The organism is Streptomyces sp. NPDC058326 (assembly GCF_042879855.1).
Lineage (GTDB): Bacteria > Actinomycetota > Actinomycetes > Streptomycetales > Streptomycetaceae > Streptomyces.
In genome coordinates this window covers 164,458-181,709 of record NZ_JBHVZO010000017.1, presented here as the reverse complement: position 1 = coordinate 181,709, position 17,252 = coordinate 164,458, and the positions used below count along the sequence as shown (strand labels likewise).

Sequence of the window (17,252 nt, the reverse complement as noted above, 5' to 3'; positions counted from 1 at the left end):
CCCGCCGACACCCGCCAGGTACTCATCAGGTCCCTCGCGATGCTCCGCACCAAGCACGCCGACCTGCCGTCCCGCAAGCACGGCAACCCGCCTCAGTAAGAGGAGTCATCCACGTGAGCACCCCCGCCAGCCTTCTCCGCGTCGAGAAGGGCCACGCCGACCCCGAGGAGCTCGCCGCCATCACGGCGGTGCTGCTCGCCCGCGCGGCCGCCACGCCCGAGCAGACGGACCACCAGGCGCGCACCACGGCCGGCTGGCGCCGCCTGGAGCGTGAGCACGGCTTCCGCGCCCCGCACAGCTGGCGCTGACGCCCCCTGTGAGGAAGGGCCCCGCACCGACCGGTGCGGGGCCCTTCCGTGCGTCGTGGGCGGGCGCGTCCGCCCACGGTGCCCGCGACAGAAGGGCCCCGCACCAGATCGGTGCGGGGCCCTTCCGTACGTCGTTCCGCCGGGACTACCGCAGGCGTGCCATCAGGGCGTGCTCGACGAGCGTGATGAGGGCGCTCTTGGCGTCGGCGCGGTGGCGGGCGTCGGTGGTGATGATGGGGGTGTCGGGGCCGATCTGGAGGGCCTCGCGGACTTCCTCCGGCTGGTACGGCTGGGCTCCGTCGAAGCCGTTGAGGGCGATGACGAAGGGCAGGCCGCTGTTCTCGAAGTAGTCGACGGCGGGGAAGCAGTCGGCGAGGCGGCGGGTGTCGACGAGGACGACGGCGCCGATGGCGCCGCGGACCAGGTCGTCCCACATGAACCAGAAACGGTCCTGTCCGGGGGTGCCGAACAGGTACAGGATCAGGTCCTGGTCCAGGGTGATGCGGCCGAAGTCCATGGCGACGGTCGTCGTCGTCTTGTCGCCGGTGTGCGTGAGGTCGTCGATGCCCGCGGACGCGGACGTCATGACGGCTTCGGTACGCAGCGGGTTGATCTCAGAGACGGCGCCGACGAACGTGGTCTTGCCCACGCCGAAGCCACCCGCCACCACGATCTTCGCGCTGGTGGTTGAACGGGCCGCGCCGCCGCTAGAGCTTGCGAAGTCCACTGAGCACCCTTTCGAGCAGTGTCACGTCTGGCTGGCCGCCGGCGGCTGCGTCGCCGCCCGGCTGGTGGATGGCGACGAGTCCGGCCTCGGCCAGGTCGGCGACGAGGATTCGGGCGACGCCGAGGGGGATGGAGAGAAGGGCCGAGATCTCCGCGACCGACTTGATCTCGAAGCACAGCCGGCAGATCCGCTGGTGCTCGGGCAACTGCCCCTGCAGCCGGGACGGGTCGGCCGTCGTGCTGACCAGCGCCTCGATGGCGAGCTGGTAGCGCGGCCGGGTCCGGCCGCCGGTCATCGCGTACGGGCGTACCAGCGGGTTGTGCCCGCCGGAACCGCCCGAGGAACCGGAACCGGCGGCGGACGGAGCGCGCGAGGCGCCGTGTGCGGACGCGGACGGTCCCTGAGGCTGCCGGTAGGGCTGCGACGCGCCCTGTCTGCTGGGGGCGGAGGGAAAGTTGAACCGGTTCTGCGCAGGGTCGCCGAGCGGCGCCTGGTGCGCGTCATAACCGTTGTAGGGGCTTGCGCCCGGTGGTGTTCCCACGTTCTCCTCCTCGACTGCCTCGCGGTCCATGTCCCGTGGAACCGCGCCACCGCACCTTACGGTGCGGTGGCGCGAAACGCACTGTCTGTCTGTTAGTTGAGAAGACTTCCCTGAAGCTCCGCCCGGAGGTCAGGAGTCAGTACGGTGCCCGCGCGGTCCACCAGCAGGGCCATCTCGTAGCCCACGAGACCGATGTCGGCCTCCGGGTGGGCGAGCACGGCCAGCGAGGAGCCGTCCGAGATCGACATGATGAAGAGGAAGCCGCGCTCCATCTCCACCACGGTCTGGTTGACCGCACCGCCCTCGAAGATCCGGGACGCGCCCGCGGTCAGCGAGGTCAGTCCGGAGGCGACGGCCGCCAGCTGGTCGGCGCGGTCCCGGGGGAAGCCCTCGGACATCGCCAGCAGGAGTCCGTCGGCGGAGACCACCACCGTGTGCGACACCCCGGGGGTGTTGTCCACGAAGTTGGTGATCAACCAGTTCAGATTCTGCGCCGCCTGGCTCATGCTCACACTAACGCTCCTGGTTGTAGGTACTGCCCGGGCCGAGGCCCGATCCGTTCGTGTCCGTTCCCGCGGTGCGACCCTGCTGGACGCCCCGGCGCAGGTTGCTCAACCTGCCCCGTACGTCCTCGGGTGCGCGGGAGACCTGGGGGCCGCCCTGCGGGGTCTGCTCAGCCGTGCCCTCGACCAGGTTGGCCTTGGGGACCCGGCGGGGGAGACCGGACGAGGTGACCCCGCCCGCCTTCGGGTCCTTGAGCTTTCCGGCCCGCTGCCAGCGCTCGTCGTTGGTCGAGCGCCAGTCGTCGGTGCCGTCGGCTTCGTTCTGCTGCTGCTCCTGCGCCGGCTGCGCCTGCTGCTGCGGCGCCTGCTGGCTCTGCGAGGCGCTGCCGCCGCGGCGCGGCAGACCGGCGTCGGTCAGCGCGTGACCGGCGTCCGGGGCGGGACTGGGGGTCGGACCCGGACGGTCGAAGCCTACGCGCTCGCGGGCCTGTTCGGGAGCGCCCGGAGCAGATTCCGCTTCTGCTCCGTACTGCTGGCTCCAGCCGTCGCCGTAAGCGTTCTGATCCTGCCACTGTGCCTGATCGGACTGGCCATCGAACGCGTTTCCGTGCTGCTGGTGTTCGGCTTCCGGCGCCTCGTACGAAGCTTCCGCATAGCCGGGCTGCTGATACGTCTCGTACCCCTGCTGCGGGTACGCGTAGCCGTCCTGCTGCGGGAAGCCGGCCGCGTACTCCTGGCCGTACCCGTTCCCCTGCTGGGGCTGCTGCTGCCCGTACTCCTGCGCCGGGGCGTACTGCTCCGCCGGGTACTCCTGGGCCTGCTGCTGACCGTACTCCTGGCCCTGGCCGTACTCCTGTGCCTGGTGCCCGTACGCGTCCGCCTGCTCCGGCTGCTCGGCCTGGTCCGCCTCGTCGCGGAAGAGCGGGCGGTCGTCGCCCTGCGCCTGGGCCTCCAGAGCGGCACGCCGTCCCTCACGCCGCAGCGAGCGGTTGACCGGGTCGAGCTGACGCTCCTCCTCGGCCGGCTGCTCGTAGCGCGAGTCGTCGAAGCCGAGGTCGGCGGCGGTCAGCATCGGCTGCTGCTGAGGCGCGCTCTCGAAGGCGCTCTGCTGCTGCTGTTGCGGGATGATCTGGGAGACCGTGAAGTCGTCCTGGAGCGGTTGCTCGGCGCCACCGCCGTGCGTGATCGCGTCCGGCAGCATGACGAGCGAGGTCGTGCCGGCCTGCTCGCCCGAGGGGCGGAGCTGGACCCGGATGCCGTGGCGGTCCGCGAGCCGGCCGACCACGAAGAGGCCCATGCGCTGCGAGACGGCCGCGTCGACGGTCGGCGGGTTCGCCAGCTTGTGGTTGATGTCCGCGAAGTCCTCGGCGGTGAGGCCGATGCCCTTGTCGTGGATCTCGACCATCACACGGCCGTCGGGAAGACGGGTGGCGGTGACGCGGACCTTGGTCTGCGGGGAGGAGAACGTGGTGGCGTTCTCCAGGAGCTCGGCGAGCAGGTGCACGAGGTCGGTCACGGCCTGGCCGTGGATCTCGGCCTCCGGGACACCGGCGAGCTCGATGCGCTCGTACTGCTCCACCTCGGAGGAGGCGGCGCGCATGACGTCGACCAGCGGGACCGGCTGGTCCCAGCGGCGGCCGGGCTCCTCGCCGGCGAGGACGAGGAGGTTCTCGCCGTTGCGGCGCATACGGGTCGCCAGGTGGTCCAGGCGGAAGAGGTTCTCCAGCTGGTCCGGGTCGGCCTCGTTGTTCTCCAGGTCGGTGATGAGGGTCAGCTGGCCCTCGATCAGCGACTGGTTGCGGCGCGAGAGGTTGGTGAAGATCGCGTTGACGTTGCCCCGGAGCATGGCCTGCTCGGCGGCGAGCCGGACGGCCTCGCGGTGGACCTGGTCGAAGGCGCGGGCGACCTCGCCGATCTCGTCCTGCGAGTCGATCGGGATGGGCTGGACACGGGTGTCGACGCGGCCCGGTTCGGTGCGCGAGAGCTGGTCGACCAGCATCGGCAGGCGCTGCTCGGCGATGCCGAAGGCGGCGTTGCGCAGCTGGAGCATCGAGCGGCTCATCTGGCGGGCCATCATCCCGGCGAGGATGAAGGCGGCGAGCAGGGCGATGACGACGATGCCGCCGATGACCCAGGCGTCCGTCTTGGCCTCGTCCGAGATCTTCACGGCCTCGGCCACGGCCTTGTCGACGAGCGCCTTCTCGACCTCGGAGTAGCCCTCGAACTTGGCGGTGGCGACCGCCATCCACGTCTCGGCCGTGATGCCCTTGGACTTCAGGGCCGCCAGGGCCTCGGGGGACTTGGCGGTGCCGATCGCGGAGGCCGAGCCGGAGTAGACGGAGCCGTCCTTGCCCTTCGGCAGCTCGATGCCGGCGGCCTGCATCTGCTTGGCGCCCTCGGTGGCCTTCCCGGCCATGACCTTCTTCAGCAGCTCGACGTCCTCGGGCATACCACCGGAGGCGAACTCGCCGAGGGCGATCTGCTCCAGGTAGTTGTACGAGTTGAACGCCACGGACTGCTGGGCGAAGACGGCTTCCTGGCGGCTGGGCCGGACCAGGAGCTGGGTGCCGATGGAGCGCTGGAGCGACTCGGCGCCCTTGGCCAGCTGGATTGCGTAGACGCTGCGGCCATAGGCCGTCACGTTGCCCGTGCCGAGGCCGAGCTCGTTGGAGAACTCGGTCAGGTAGTGCTGGACGCCGGTGTACCCGAGCTGGGTGTTCACCGGGTCGAGGGAGCGGGTGTACGCGGCCTTGCGCAGCGCGTCGAGCTTGGGCTCCTCGTCCCTGAAGAGACGGAGCCGGCGCTCCAGGCCCTGGCCCGAGGGCAGGTTCTTGGCGGCCTCGTCGAACTTCAGCCGGGCGGCGTCGGTCGCGGCGTACGCCTTCTGGACATCGTCGCTCTTGCGGTCCTCGGCGGACTTCGCGGCGAGCAGCGGGCCGGCGGTGAGGTCACGCTCGTTCAGCAGGGCGGTGCTGTACTCCGAGGCGGCGCTCACGATGAGGGCCGTCTTCTCGGCGTCCTGCGCCTCCTGCCAGGTGTCGATGGCTCCCTTGACCTGGAAGCCGCCCATGACGAGGCCGACGAGCACGGGTATGCAGAGGATCGCGTTCAGCCTGGTGGGCACCCGCCAGTTGCGGGGCGAAAGCTTGCTGGGGCTTCCCTTGCCGGCGGCCTCGGCGGGCGGCGGTGTCACGGGTACATCCGCGGGCGACACCGCGAAACGCGACGGCGGCGTGAAGTTGCCCCGCGTCTCCTGCTCCGCGGAGCTTTCCTTGCTTCGCCTCACTCGACCAACAACCTCTCGGCGTCGGCACCTACGCTGTGCCGGTGTTTCGTTCAGGGCCGTACTACTCGGGAGTTCATGAATTGCAGCACGTGAAGGGGGTCCGTTCCAAACAGTGGGATGCGGCCGCCTTCAGTGGTCCAGGCCTCGTATAAAACGGGCATAAAGAGCGAGCCCCGCCAAATGGCGGGGCTCATGTGAGCGCAGTGACACCGATCGGATGCGTCGTGTGTCCGGGGCGCTCCAATTCTCTGTCGAAACGTTATGAACGGGCGGGCGGCCGTGTCGAAGGACACAGACCGCCCCTGGCAGCGGCATATGACAACCGCCCTGGAGGACCGGTTACTTGAGGCGGGCCATCAGGGCGTGCTCGACGAGCGTGATGAGGGCGCTCTTGGCGTCGGCGCGGTGGCGGGCGTCGGTGGTGATGATGGGGGTGTCGGGGCCGATCTGGAGGGCCTCGCGGACTTCCTCCGGCTGGTAGGGCTGGGCTCCGTCGAAGCCGTTGAGGGCGATGACGAAGGGCAGGCCGCTGTTCTCGAAGTAGTCGACGGCGGGGAAGCAGTCGGCGAGGCGGCGGGTGTCGACGAGGACGACGGCGCCGATGGCGCCGCGGACCAGGTCGTCCCACATGAACCAGAAACGGTCCTGTCCGGGGGTGCCGAACAGGTACAGGATCAGGTCCTGGTCCAGGGTGATGCGGCCGAAGTCCATGGCGACGGTCGTCGTCGTCTTGCCACCCGTGTGCGTGAGGTCGTCGATGCCCGCCGAAGCGGACGTCATCACGGCCTCCGTACGCAGCGGGTCGATCTCGGAGACGGCGCCGACGAACGTGGTCTTGCCCACGCCGAAGCCACCCGCCACCACGATCTTCGCGCTGGTGGTTGAACGGGCCGCGCCGCCGCTAGAGCTTGCGAAGTCCACTGAGCACCCTTTCGAGCAGAGTCACGTCCGGCGTGCCGCCGGTCTCTCCGTTGCCCGGCTGGTGGATCGCCACCATGCCGGCCTCCGCCAGGTCGGCGACGAGGATGCGGGCGACACCGAGCGGCATCGAGAGCAGCGCCGACACCTCGGCCACCGACTTCACCTCACGGCACAGGTGGCAGATCCGCTGGTGCTCGGGGAGCAGGGTGGCGAGGTGCGCCGGGTCGGCCGTGGTGCTGACCAGCGCCTCGATGGCGAGCTGGTAGCGCGGCCGGGTCCGGCCGCCGGTCATCGCGTAAGGACGCACCAGCGGCTGGTCGCCCTCGTACCCGTACTCGTCGACTGAGGCGCCGTACGGATCGTGAGAGGCGGGGGGCGGGGTCATGAATCCTCCGGGCGTGACAGCAAGACTTCTGCCGTCGGATGGGGCCGGTGGGGGGCCGGGTGGGGCGGCCGGACGATTTGAACGGTGCGCAGGGCGGTACGGAGGGGCGTACCGCCCTGTGGATCGGTCGTGCGAGGGGTCCTGTCCCGGATGCGGAACCGGCTGGTGGTGCGGGCTAGTGGAGCAGGCTGCCCTGGAGCTCCGCGCGGAGGTCCGGGGTGAGGACGCTGCCGGCCCGGTCGACAAGCAGCGCCATCTCGTAGCCCACGAGGCCGATGTCGCACTCGGGGTGGGCGAGCACGGCCAGTGAGGAGCCGTCGGAGACCTGCATGAGGAAGAGGAAGCCGCGCTCCATCTCCACCACGGTCTGCGCGACGGGGCCGCCCTCGAAGATCCGGGACGCGCCCGCGGTCAGCGAGGTCAGTCCGGACGCGACCGCCGCCAGCTGGTCGGCACGGTCACGGGGGAAGCCTTCGGACATGGCGAGCAGGAGTCCGTCGGCGGAGACCACCACCGTGTGCGACACCCCAGGGGTGTTGTCCACGAAATTGGTGATCAACCAGTTCAGGTTCTGCGCCGCCTGGCTCATCGCGTTCAACTAGCGCTCCTGCTGAGGGTTCGGACCGAGGTGGTGGCTACCCGTGGTCGAGTTGCCGGCCTGGCGGCCCTGCTGGATGCCGCGGCGCAGATTGGTGAGCCGGCCGCGGACGTCGTCGGGTGCACGCGAGACCTGGGGGCCGGCCGTGTGGGCCTGCTCCTGTGCGGTCCCGGGTACGAGGTTGGCCTTCGGCACGCGCCGGGGAAGACCTGAGGTGGTGACGCCGCCGGCCGCGGGCTTGCGCACCCGCTCGGCCTGACGCACCAACTCGTCGTTGGGCGAGGTCCGCCAGGCGGCCCCGCCGTTCTGCTGGCCGGCGCCGGCGGCCGGGTCACCGGTCTGCCGGGGCGCCGGAGCGGAGGGCTGCGACACGACCGGGGTCTGCGTCGTCTGCGCCACGTCCGGAACACGGCCGGCGCCGGGGGCCTGCCCCTGCTCCTGGTGGTGCCAGCTGGTCTCCAGCGTGTCGTACAGCGGGGTACGCATGTCGCCCGTGCCGCTCGCCGGGGGCAGGGCCTCCGGACGGCGCGGCTGCTGGAGCTGCGGCTGCTGGACCGGCTCGGAGCCCGGACGCTGACCGCCGGGGTCGCCTCCGGTGCGCTGACGCGGGGCCGGTGCCTGCGGGGCCTGGGCCCGCTGCTGTGCCTGCGGTACGAAGGGCTGCCGGCCGAACTGCTGCTGCTGGCCGCCCTGGGGGGCCTGCTGCGGGGAGCCGAGGTCGGGACGGGCGAACTGCCCCGTGGAACCGGGGCCCTGCGGAGCACCGAAGTCCGGGCGGGCGAACTGACCCGTGGAACCCGGGCCCTGCGAGGCGTCGAAGTCCGGACGCGGGAACTGCGCCGTGGACGCCGGGTCCTGCGCACCACCCTGGTACCCCTGAGGGGTTCCCGGGCGCTGGCCCTGCTGCTGCGGAGCACCGAAGTCGGGGCGCGGGAACTGGCCCGTGGAGCCGGGGCCGTGGGGGGCCGCCGCGGCTCCGAACAGGCCGGTGGTCTCCGACTCCTCGTGACCGCGCGGGGCGTCCAGCGGGGACATCTCCTGCCGCTGGCGCCGCACCGGCTGCTGCGCCGGGTCGTTGCCCCAGCTCGCGGCCTGCGGGCGCTGCGGCTGGGGGTTGCCCCCCGGCAGCTCGGCGCGCGGGAACTCGTACCCACCGGTCTGGTTGCCCTGCGGGGCCTGCTGCGTCGCGCCGGGTCCGGCCTGCGGGCCGCCGGTGTTGCCCCACACGTCCGTACGGGAGGGGATGGCGCTCGCGGCGCCGCCGATGAGACCACCGCCGGGACCCGGGCGCAGCGGCTGGCCGCCCTGCGGACCCTCGGGTGCCTGGGGGATCTGCGGCAGCTGACCCGTCCGGTCCGGCTGGGCGTTCTGCGGCTGCGGGGCGCTCTGCGGGCCACCGTCCCGGGCGGGCAGCGCGGCCCGGGGACCGCTCGCGCCGACCTGGGCGCGCGGCGCTCCGGTGCCGAGCCGGCCGGCCGTCGCCGACGGCGCACCGCCCTGGCCCGGACGTCCGCCGCCGGGGCCACCGGCCGCGCCGGGACCGCCGGGAAGCCGGCCACCGGGGGCGGAGCCACCCTGCGGCATCGCGCCCTGGCCACCGGCACCCTGCTTGGGCATCGGCTTCTTGTTCCCCTGGGCGACGTCGACCGGCAGCATGACGAGCGCGGTGGTGCCGCCCGAGTCGGAGGGGCGCAGCTGGATGCGGATGCCGTGTCGCAGGGACAGGCGGCCGACCACGAAGAGACCCATGCGGCGGGAGACCGAGACGTCCACGGTGGGCGGCGAGGCGAGCCGCTCGTTGATCGCGGCGAGGTCCTCGGGGGAGAGGCCGATGCCGGTGTCGTGGATCTCGACGAGCACGCGCCCGTCGGGCAGCGCGTGACCGGTGACCCGGACCTTGGTCTGCGGCGAGGAGAACGAGGTGGCGTTCTCGAGCAGCTCGGCGAGGAGGTGCACGAGGTCGTTGACGACGCGGCCGGCGACCTCGGTCGCCGGGACGGAGGACAGCTCGATGCGCTCGTACTGCTCCACCTCGGAGGCTGCGGCGCGCAGGACGTCGACCAGCGGGACCGGACGCGTCCAGCGGCGGCCCGGCTCCTCACCGGCGAGGACGAGGAGGTTCTCACCGTTACGGCGCATACGCGTTGCGAGGTGGTCGAGCTTGAAGAGCGAGGACAGCTGGTCCGGGTCGGCCTCGCGGGACTCCAGCTCGGAGATGAGCGAGAGCTGACGCTGGATGAGGCCCTGGGAGCGGCGCGAGAGGTTGGTGAACATCGCGTTGACGTTGCCCCGGAGGAGGGCCTGCTCGGCGGCGAGGCGGACGGCCTCGCGGTGCACGTCGTCGAAGGCCGCGGCCACCTGGCCGATCTCGTCCCGGGAGTGCACACCGACGGACTCGACGGAGGTGTCGACGTCCTGTGGGTCGGACTCGGAGAGCTGCTTGACGAGCTCGGGCAGACGGTCCTGGGCGACCTTGGTCGCGGTGTCCTGGAGCCGGCGCAGCGAGCGGATCATGGACCGGGCCACGACGAAGGCGCCGATGAGCGAGACGCCGAGGACGAGGAGGATCAGCGCACCGTTGATGATGGCCTCGCGCTGCGACTCCTGCCGCAGCTCACGGGCCATGGTCTCCATGTCGCCGAGCAGACCGCGCTCGATGCGGTTCATGGCGGCGATCTTGGTGCCGTACTCGTCGGTGAAGTTCAGGTGGCCACGCCTCTCGGCCTCCGGCATGGCGTTGTCCGCGTTGAGGACGCGCTCGGCGTACTTCTCGGCGGCGGTGATCGACGGGTTGCCGGTGTTCAGGGACGCCGTCCGTTCGGTGGCGTCACCACCGGTCGACTCGTAGATCGCCTGGAAGGACTTGAGCTCGTCGCTCTCGGAGTTGAGCGCGGCCTCGCCGTAGAGGCGGTCGCCCTGCTGGATCCTTCCGGAGGTCTTGTCGCTCGCGGGCAGTGCCGCCGCGATGATCGCCTGCTGGATGGAGGCGTACTCCTTGGCGGACGAGAACGCGGCGAGCGCACGGGTCCGCTTGATCATCTCGGGGTTGCTCGTCGCCTGCGCCATGTCCTGGGACAGGCTGAGCAGCGCGCGGATGAGACGGCTGTACGCCTCGACCGTCACCGAGTGGGAGACGCCCTTCTCGTAGGCGTTTCCACGGATCGTGTTGAGCTGGATGACCTGCGAGGCGATCCCGTTGACGTTCTGGCGGATGCTGCGCAGCGCCTCGTCGCCCTCGGTGGCCGGGATGTCCTCGGTGGCCTCCAGGAAGGCCTTGTACTCGAGGTCCGTCTTCCGGCGCGGGTTGGCGACCTGGTAGTCGCTGACCGGCCGGCCGTTGACCAGGGGGCCCGCGGACAGGTCGCGCTCGGCCTGCAGGGCCTGCGCGAGGTCGGTCGCCTCTCGGGTCAGCTTGGTCAGCAGCTGCATGTGGTCGAGCTGCTCCATGTCCGCCAGCGACTCGCTGATGCGGATGCCGCCCAGGGTCGTCGCGGCGACCACGGGGAGGGTGAGGAGCGCGACCAGGCGCGTGGAGATGCGCCAGTTGCGCAGGGCTATTCGCGGGCCGACCTCGTTCTCGGCCTTGACCTTGGGCTTGGTGGCGGCTTCGGACGGCTCGGCGGCAGCGGCCGCGGCGCTCGTGCGCCTGCCGCCGTCACCGCCCTCGCCGGACGGTCCCTGACCCTGGTTCGGGGTGCGCGAGGCCGAGGGACCGCGGTCGGTCCCGGCACGCGGTTCCTGCTCCGCCGGAGCATTCGCTCGGCCCTGGCGGGCCGGGGGAGACCCCGAGCCATCCCTCTTGAAACGTCCCTGCACTAGCGTCGCAACCTCTGGACCAGGCGTCCTTCCGGGTGAACGGAGAGGACGGTGTCGGCGTCAATCGGGGTGCGTGAGCACCCCAGGGTGGTCGTCGGTGACCGGCGCAGTTCCCCCTTCCCCGCCACATGGCCGGCGCTGCGTTGCGCCCCCTGCGCGCCGGCTTGAAACCCGCGGCGGTGCGTGGAATTCCAGCACAGTGCCGGATCTCCAACAAGGGCCGCGTGTCGCGGCGGGAGGGCCATGACAACGCGTGCGCGCGGCGTCACCGCATGTAGAAGATGATCACGGAGGATTGGGACTTTTCCCCTCCAATGGCTGCGCGTGCCCGTGTGTCCCAGTCGCGATGATCAGGAGCGGAATAGAACATTCAGTGGCGTAATGTCCCTTTCCGTGGCGACAGGAGACCGTCCGTAATGCCTGGATTATTCCGTCAGTCGTGAGCAAACTCACACGTGGATCGATGTCTTAGCCATGCATTCGAAGGGAATCGGATGTTTAGCCTGACGCTTTACACCTTCCCGCGCCGATACGCGGCGCCCGTTCCGGAACAAGGTCAGATCACCGCGATGAAGACGACGACGCCCGGCACCACGGCCAACCCCCGCCGTTCCACCCTCGTCCACCTCACGGACGCCGCAGAGCTCGACCGGGGCGCCCGGCCGGAGTACGCGGCCGAGCTGCCGGCCCGGACGGCCAACCCCCGCCGCACCGTCCTCATGCAGCCCCCCGCCCCGTACCAGCCCGAGCCGTACGCCTCCGCCTCCCGCTGATTCGCAGGTCGGGCGCCCCCGCCGCGTTAGCCTGGAGCGTCAGACTCCAGCCAGCATCAAGTGAGGGGCGACAGCACTCGTGCGCATCGCCAGATTCTCCATCGACGGCAATGTGGCCTTCGGCGCCGTCGAGGGCGAGGGAACCGTCGAGTCCGGCGGCCTCGTCCTCGACATCATCAAGGGCATCCCGTACACCGACTTCGAGCTCAGCGGCACCAAGGTCCCGCTGAGCAAGGTACGGCTCCTGCCGCCCGTGCTCCCCAACAAGGTCGTGGCCATCGGCCGCAACTACGCGGAGCACGCCGCCGAACTCGGCAACGAGGTCCCCGACGTCCCCGTTGCCTTCTTCAAGCCCACCACCTCGGTGATCGGCCCCGGCGACGCCATCGAGTACCCCTCCTTCTCCGACGAGCTGCACCACGAGGCCGAGCTGGCCGTGGTCATCGGCCGGATGTGCCGCGAGGTGCCCCGCGAGCGCGTCAAGGACGTCATCTTCGGCTACACCTGCGCCAACGACGTCACCGCCCGCGACGCCCAGAAGCGCGAGAAGCAGTGGGCCCGCGCCAAGGGCTTCGACACCTCCTGCCCGCTCGGCCCCTGGGTGGAGACGGACATGAGCATCGCTGCCGCGAGCGACCTGACCATCCAGGCCACGGTCAACGGCGAACAGCGCCAGCTGGGTCGGACGAGCGACATGGTCCGCTCCATCGAGGACCTGGTCGTCCACATCACCGAGGCCATGACGCTGCTCCCCGGCGACGTCATCCTCACCGGCACCCCCGCCGGGGTCGGCCCCCTCAACGTCGGCGACGAGGTCGCCGTCACCATCGAAGGCATCGGCACTCTCACCAATAAGGTGATCAAGCGTGGCTAACGCGAACATCCGCGTCCGTTTCTGTCCCTCGCCGACCGGCAACCCCCACGTGGGCCTGGTCCGCACCGCCCTCTTCAACTGGGCCTTCGCCCGGCACAACGAGGGCACCATGGTCTTCCGCATCGAGGACACCGACGCGGCCCGCGACTCCGAGGAGTCGTACGAGCAGCTGCTCGACTCCCTCAAGTGGCTCGGCCTCGACTGGGACGAGGGCCCGGAGATCGGCGGCCCGCACGCGCCGTACCGCCAGTCGCAGCGGATGGACATCTACAAGGACGTCGCCGAGAAGCTGCTCGCCGGCGGCTACGCGTACCACTGCTTCTGCACCGCCGTGGAGCTCGAGGCCCGCCGCGACGCGGCCCGCCTGGCCGGCAAGCCGTCCGGTTACGACGGCACCTGCCGCAACCTGAGCGCCGAGCGCATCGAGCGCTACCGCGCCGAGGGCCGCGACTCCATCGTCCGCTTCAAGATGCCGGACGAGCCGATCACCTTCACGGACCTGGTCCGCGGCGAGCTCACCTTCACCCCGGACAACGTCCCGGACTACGGCATCGTGCGCGCCAACGGCGCCCCGCTGTACACCCTGGTCAACCCGGTCGACGACGCCCTGATGGAGATCACCCACGTCCTGCGCGGCGAGGACCTGCTCTCCTCCACCCCGCGCCAGATCGCGCTCTACAAGGCGCTGATCGAGCTGGGCGTCGCCAAGGAGATCCCCTCCTTCGGCCACCTGCCGTACGTGATGGGCGAGGGCAACAAGAAGCTCTCCAAGCGCGACCCCGAGGCCTCCCTCAACCTCTACCGGGAGCGCGGCTTCCTCCGCGAGGGCCTGCTGAACTACCTGTCCCTCCTGGGCTGGTCGTTCTCGGCGGACCAGGACATCTTCACCATCGAGCAGATGGTGTCGAAGTTCGACATCGCCGACGTCAACGCCAACCCGGCGCGCTTCGACCTCAAGAAGGCCGAGTCGATCAACGCGGACCACATCCGCATGCTCGACGTGAAGACCTTCGCCGAGGCCTGCGAGCCCTGGCTGCGCGCCCCGCACGCGAACTGGGCGCCCGAGGACTTCGACCGCGCCGCCTGGGAGGCCATCGCGCCGCACGCCCAGACGCGCATCACCGTCCTCTCGGACATCACGGCCAACGTCGACTTCCTCTTCCTCCCGGAGCCGGTCTTCGACCAGCCCTCGTGGGACAAGGCGATGAAGGGCGACCCGGCCGCGCTGCTCACCACGGCCCGCGAGAAGCTCGTGGACGCCGACTGGAGCGACCCCGAGTCCCTCAAGAACGCGGTCCTGGCCGCCGGCGAGGCCCACGGCCTCAAGCTCGGCAAGGCCCAGGCCCCGGTCCGCGTCGCCGTCACCGGCCGCACGGTCGGCCTGCCGCTCTTCGAGTCCATGGAGATCCTGGGCAGGGAGAAGTCCCTGACCCGCATCGACGCGGCCCTGGCGAAGCTGTCGGCCTGACGGCTTCCGATACGTGACGGGGGGCGGCGGCCGGTGAGGCCGCCGCCCCCCGTGGCCTTCCCGTACGCCACGGGGACGCCGGCCGGAGGCTCTCCGGCGGCCGTCCCCGTGTCATACCCGCGCCCTAGGGTCGGCCCATGTCCATGACACCGCCTGACTACACCCACTGGTTCACCCCGGGTGCCGTCGTCCCGACCGAGGACAAGAAGGACGTCACCTTCGGCGTACGGGAGGTGGGGGAGCTGGAGCTGCCCACCGGCCGGCTCGTCGCCTGCGACCCGATCGTCCACCTCTGCGACGACGACGAGCGCCCCGAGCCCTTCACCGTCACGGTCCCGCCCGGCCGCTACCGGGTGCAGACCGCGGAGGCGTCCTTCACGTACCCCTACGACCACACCGTGAACGCCGCCGCCCGCCTCGTGATCCGCGACACCCCGGTGGCCCGCTGGGAGCCCGCCCTGGTCCCCGGCGAGGACGCCCCCGAGGACGACTGCTTCGGCTACGGAGTGGACGCCGGCGCCGGCTGCTTCCTCGACACCGTCGCCCACCACTCCTTCCCCGGCACCGACGACGAGGCGGGCGTCGTCTGGGACGGCCTGGACAACAGTCCGTCCTTCCCGACCGCCTTCGTCGCCGAGGGGGAGAACGGCCACGGCGTCGCCGTCTTCACCTCGGGATGGGGCGACGGCCTCTACGCGACCTGGATCGGCCGCGACGCCGGGGGCGAGGTCGTCTGCTTCGTCACCGACTTCCGTCCCTTCCGCTTCACCCGGACCCGGTAACCGCTCCCGGAGGGTCCGCCACCGGCGTACGGTCGGTCCCATGGCCATCCGCGCGGTCCTCTGGGACATCGACGACACCCTCTTCGACTACGCGAGCGCCGACCGGGCCGGCATGCGGGCCCACCTCGCCGCCGAGGGACTGCTCGGGGCCCACGAGTCCGTCGAGGACGCCCTGAGCCGCTGGAAGGAGCTCACGGAGCTGCACTGGCGGCGCTTCGAGGCGACGGGCGGCACCTTCCAGGACCAGCGGCGCCACCGGGTCAGGGACTTCCTCGGGGCACCCGGACTCACGGACACGGAGGCCGACGACTGGTTCGGGCGGTACGTGGTCCACTACGAGGCCGCCTGGGAACTCTTCCCCGACACCCTCCCCGTCCTCGACCTCCTCGCCGCCGACTACCGGCACGCGGTCCTGTCGAACTCCAGCATCCAGGCCCAGGAACCCAAGCTCCGCGCGCTCGGCCTGAGCGACCGCTTCGAGGCCGTCCTCTGCGCCGCCGAGCTGGGCATCGCGAAGCCGGCCCCCGAGGCCTTCCACGCCGCCTGCGCGGCACTGGACCTCGCCCCGCACGAGATCGCGTACGTGGGGGACCAGCCCGACATCGACGCCCGCGGCGCCCGTGAGGCGGGGCTGTGGGGGGTGTGGCTGGATCGCTCCGCCACGGGCGGCAGACCGGAGCTCAACCGGATCACCGACCTGCACCAGCTCCCGGCCCTGCTCCGCGGGGATACCCGTTTTGGAGCACCGTCCACCTTCGGGTAATGTTCTTCCTGCGCCGAGGGGAACAAGCCGAAAGGCAAGAGCCCGGAAAGCGCAAGCCGAGCAAGATCCCCCTGGCGGGGAAGTTGCCCCGGTGGCCTATGGTGTAATTGGCAGCACGACGGTTTCTGGTTCCGTTAGTCTTGGTTCGAGTCCAGGTAGGCCAGCTCGCAGAGCTTCATCTGCACGTATGCGGATCTCATCCGCAAGGCCCCCGTTGTGTAGCGGCCTAGCACGCCGCCCTCTCAAGGCGGTAGCGCCGGTTCGAATCCGGTCGGGGGTACTGATCCATCCTGTAGATCACTTGGGTAGCTCCCGGTGAATCCACGGTGACATCACCCGGCTCAGGTCGGGTGGGATCGCTAGGGCCCCCGTTGTGTAGCGGCCTAGCACGCCGCCCTCTCAAGGCGGTAGCGCCGGTTCGAATCCGGTCGGGGGTACGGTTTAATCGCCATGGCCTATGGTGTAATTGGCAACACTACGGTTTCTGGTACCGTCATTCTTGGTTCGAGTCCAGGTAGGCCAGCTCGCAGAGCTTCATCTGCACGTACGCGGATCTCATCCGCAAGGCCCCCGTTGTGTAGCGGCCTAGCACGCCGCCCTCTCAAGGCGGTAGCGCCGGTTCGAATCCGGTCGGGGGTACAAGACGAAGAAGCCCTTCCCTTCGGGGGAGGGCTTCTTCGCTGTTCTCCATCTGACACGGACACAACTCCGGCCCACCGCTGCGGCGTTGGAGCGGTGGGCCGGGGACGAACAGAGGGAAAGGGGTACGTCAGCCGGTGCGGCGGAGCGCCTCGGAGAGACGGGCGGCGGCGTCGATGACCGCCTGGGCGTGCATACGGCCCGGGTGGCGCGTCAGACGCTCGATCGGTCCGGAGACCGAGACGGCGGCCACCACGCGGTTCGACGGGCCGCGTACGGGCGCGGAGACGGACGCCACGCCCGGCTCCCGCTCGCCGATCGACTGGGCCCAGCCGCGGCGCCGTACGCCCGACAGGGCCGTCGCCGTGAAGCGGGCGCCCTGGAGGCCGCGGTGCAGCCGCTCGGGCTCTTCCCAGGCCATCAGGATCTGCGCCGATGAGCCGGCCTTCATCGTCAGCGTCGAGCCGACCGGGACGGTGTCCCGCAGGCCCGAGAGACGCTCGGCCGCCGCCACGCAGATGCGCATGTCGCCCTGGCGCCGGTAGAGCTGGGCGCTCTCGCCGGTGACATCGCGCAGATGCGTCAGTACCGGGCCCGCGGTCGCGAGCAGGCGGTCCTCGCCGGCCGCGGCGGCGAGCTCCGCCAGGCGCGGTCCGAGGATGAACCGGCCCTGCATGTCGCGGGCCACCATCCGGTGGTGTTCCAGTGCCACGGCGAGACGATGTGCCGTGGGTCGTGCGAGTCCCGTCGCCGCGACCAGTCCTGCGAGGGTGGCCGGACCGGACTCCAGGGCGCTCAGGACAAGGGCTGCCTTGTCGAGAACGCCTACGCCGCTAGAGTTGTCCATGCAACGATATTCACGTCTCAC

General features: G+C 70.6%; 15 protein-coding genes and 5 tRNA genes. 11 read left to right on the top strand and 9 right to left on the bottom strand.

Annotated elements, in window-relative coordinates; all coding sequences use genetic code 11:
- Positions 1 to 113: 113 nt before the first annotated feature.
- Positions 114 to 308 carry an acyl-CoA carboxylase subunit epsilon gene (locus ACFVYX_RS27680; RefSeq protein ID WP_389684196.1) on the top strand — a complete coding sequence of 65 codons (195 nt, stop codon included), beginning with the start codon at positions 114 to 116 and terminating at the stop codon, positions 306 to 308.
- Between the two features lie 145 nt (positions 309 to 453).
- Here ACFVYX_RS27680 and ACFVYX_RS27675 read toward each other — a convergent pair whose 3' ends face one another.
- The 8 genes from ACFVYX_RS27675 to ACFVYX_RS27640 form a co-directional block, all read right to left on the bottom strand.
- Positions 454 to 1,035 carry an ATP/GTP-binding protein gene (locus tag ACFVYX_RS27675; protein WP_266897066.1) on the bottom strand — a complete coding sequence of 194 codons (582 nt, stop codon included), beginning with the start codon at positions 1,033 to 1,035 and terminating at the stop codon, positions 454 to 456.
- Positions 1,016 to 1,576: a DUF742 domain-containing protein gene (locus ACFVYX_RS27670; RefSeq protein WP_389684206.1), complete on the bottom strand. Its 561-nt coding sequence runs from the start codon at positions 1,574 to 1,576 to the stop codon at positions 1,016 to 1,018. Before ACFVYX_RS27670 ends, ACFVYX_RS27675 begins: the two co-directional genes overlap by 20 nt.
- A 92-nt stretch (positions 1,577 to 1,668) precedes the next feature.
- Positions 1,669 to 2,082, bottom strand: coding sequence for a roadblock/LC7 domain-containing protein (locus ACFVYX_RS27665; protein ID WP_026057603.1), 414 nt, complete (start codon positions 2,080 to 2,082; stop codon positions 1,669 to 1,671).
- 7 nt (positions 2,083 to 2,089) lie between these two features.
- Positions 2,090 to 5,365 (bottom strand): nitrate- and nitrite sensing domain-containing protein, encoded by a 3,276-nt coding sequence (locus ACFVYX_RS27660; protein WP_389684195.1) that lies wholly within the window; start codon positions 5,363 to 5,365, stop codon positions 2,090 to 2,092.
- Positions 5,366 to 5,704: 339 nt separating this feature from the next.
- Positions 5,705 to 6,286, bottom strand: coding sequence for an ATP/GTP-binding protein (locus ACFVYX_RS27655; RefSeq protein ID WP_384406214.1), 582 nt, complete (start codon positions 6,284 to 6,286; stop codon positions 5,705 to 5,707).
- The gene (locus tag ACFVYX_RS27650; RefSeq protein ID WP_024756254.1) at positions 6,267 to 6,671 is read right to left on the bottom strand and encodes a DUF742 domain-containing protein; all 405 of its coding nucleotides are present in this window, start codon (positions 6,669 to 6,671) and stop codon (positions 6,267 to 6,269) included. The genes ACFVYX_RS27655 and ACFVYX_RS27650 overlap by 20 nt, the downstream gene beginning before the upstream one ends.
- A gap of 175 nt (positions 6,672 to 6,846) precedes the next feature.
- The gene (locus tag ACFVYX_RS27645) at positions 6,847 to 7,260 is read right to left on the bottom strand and encodes a roadblock/LC7 domain-containing protein (protein ID WP_015036421.1); all 414 of its coding nucleotides are present in this window, start codon (positions 7,258 to 7,260) and stop codon (positions 6,847 to 6,849) included.
- Positions 7,261 to 7,269: 9 nt separating this feature from the next.
- Entirely contained in the window at positions 7,270 to 11,085 is a 3,816-nt protein-coding gene (locus tag ACFVYX_RS27640) for a nitrate- and nitrite sensing domain-containing protein (protein ID WP_389684194.1), read from the bottom strand.
- A 569-nt stretch (positions 11,086 to 11,654) separates the two neighbouring features.
- Between ACFVYX_RS27640 and ACFVYX_RS27635 the strand changes: the two genes are divergently transcribed.
- From ACFVYX_RS27635 to ACFVYX_RS27590, 10 genes are all read left to right on the top strand, one after another.
- Positions 11,655 to 11,858 (top strand): hypothetical protein, encoded by a 204-nt coding sequence (locus ACFVYX_RS27635; protein ID WP_389684193.1) that lies wholly within the window; start codon positions 11,655 to 11,657, stop codon positions 11,856 to 11,858.
- Between the two features lie 79 nt (positions 11,859 to 11,937).
- Positions 11,938 to 12,732 (top strand): fumarylacetoacetate hydrolase family protein, encoded by a 795-nt coding sequence (locus tag ACFVYX_RS27630; protein ID WP_384120819.1) that lies wholly within the window; start codon positions 11,938 to 11,940, stop codon positions 12,730 to 12,732.
- Positions 12,725 to 14,200, top strand: a complete 1,476-nt coding sequence (gltX, locus tag ACFVYX_RS27625; protein ID WP_389684192.1) for a glutamate--tRNA ligase — start codon at positions 12,725 to 12,727, stop codon at positions 14,198 to 14,200. The genes ACFVYX_RS27630 and gltX overlap by 8 nt, the downstream gene beginning before the upstream one ends.
- Positions 14,201 to 14,337: 137 nt before the next feature.
- Positions 14,338 to 14,982 (top strand): DUF4241 domain-containing protein, encoded by a 645-nt coding sequence (locus ACFVYX_RS27620; RefSeq protein ID WP_389684191.1) that lies wholly within the window; start codon positions 14,338 to 14,340, stop codon positions 14,980 to 14,982.
- A gap of 40 nt (positions 14,983 to 15,022) precedes the next feature.
- A complete protein-coding gene (locus tag ACFVYX_RS27615) occupies positions 15,023 to 15,745 on the top strand; it encodes an HAD family hydrolase (protein WP_389684190.1) in 723 nt (240 codons plus the stop codon).
- 92 nt (positions 15,746 to 15,837) lie between these two features.
- Positions 15,838 to 15,909: transfer RNA gene (locus ACFVYX_RS27610), tRNA-Gln, on the top strand.
- A gap of 43 nt (positions 15,910 to 15,952) precedes the next feature.
- Positions 15,953 to 16,025 (top strand) — tRNA-Glu (locus ACFVYX_RS27605).
- Positions 16,026 to 16,109: 84 nt separating this feature from the next.
- Positions 16,110 to 16,182: transfer RNA gene (locus ACFVYX_RS27600), tRNA-Glu, on the top strand.
- A gap of 14 nt (positions 16,183 to 16,196) precedes the next feature.
- Positions 16,197 to 16,268, top strand: a tRNA-Gln gene (locus ACFVYX_RS27595).
- 43 nt (positions 16,269 to 16,311) lie between these two features.
- Positions 16,312 to 16,384, top strand: a tRNA-Glu gene (locus ACFVYX_RS27590).
- A 130-nt stretch (positions 16,385 to 16,514) separates the two neighbouring features.
- On the opposite strand, the gene ndgR is transcribed toward ACFVYX_RS27590, so the two are convergent.
- Complete coding sequence (gene ndgR, locus ACFVYX_RS27585) at positions 16,515 to 17,231, bottom strand: IclR family transcriptional regulator NdgR (RefSeq protein WP_015036427.1); 717 nt, start codon at positions 17,229 to 17,231, stop codon at positions 16,515 to 16,517.
- Positions 17,232 to 17,252: the final 21 nt, after the last annotated feature.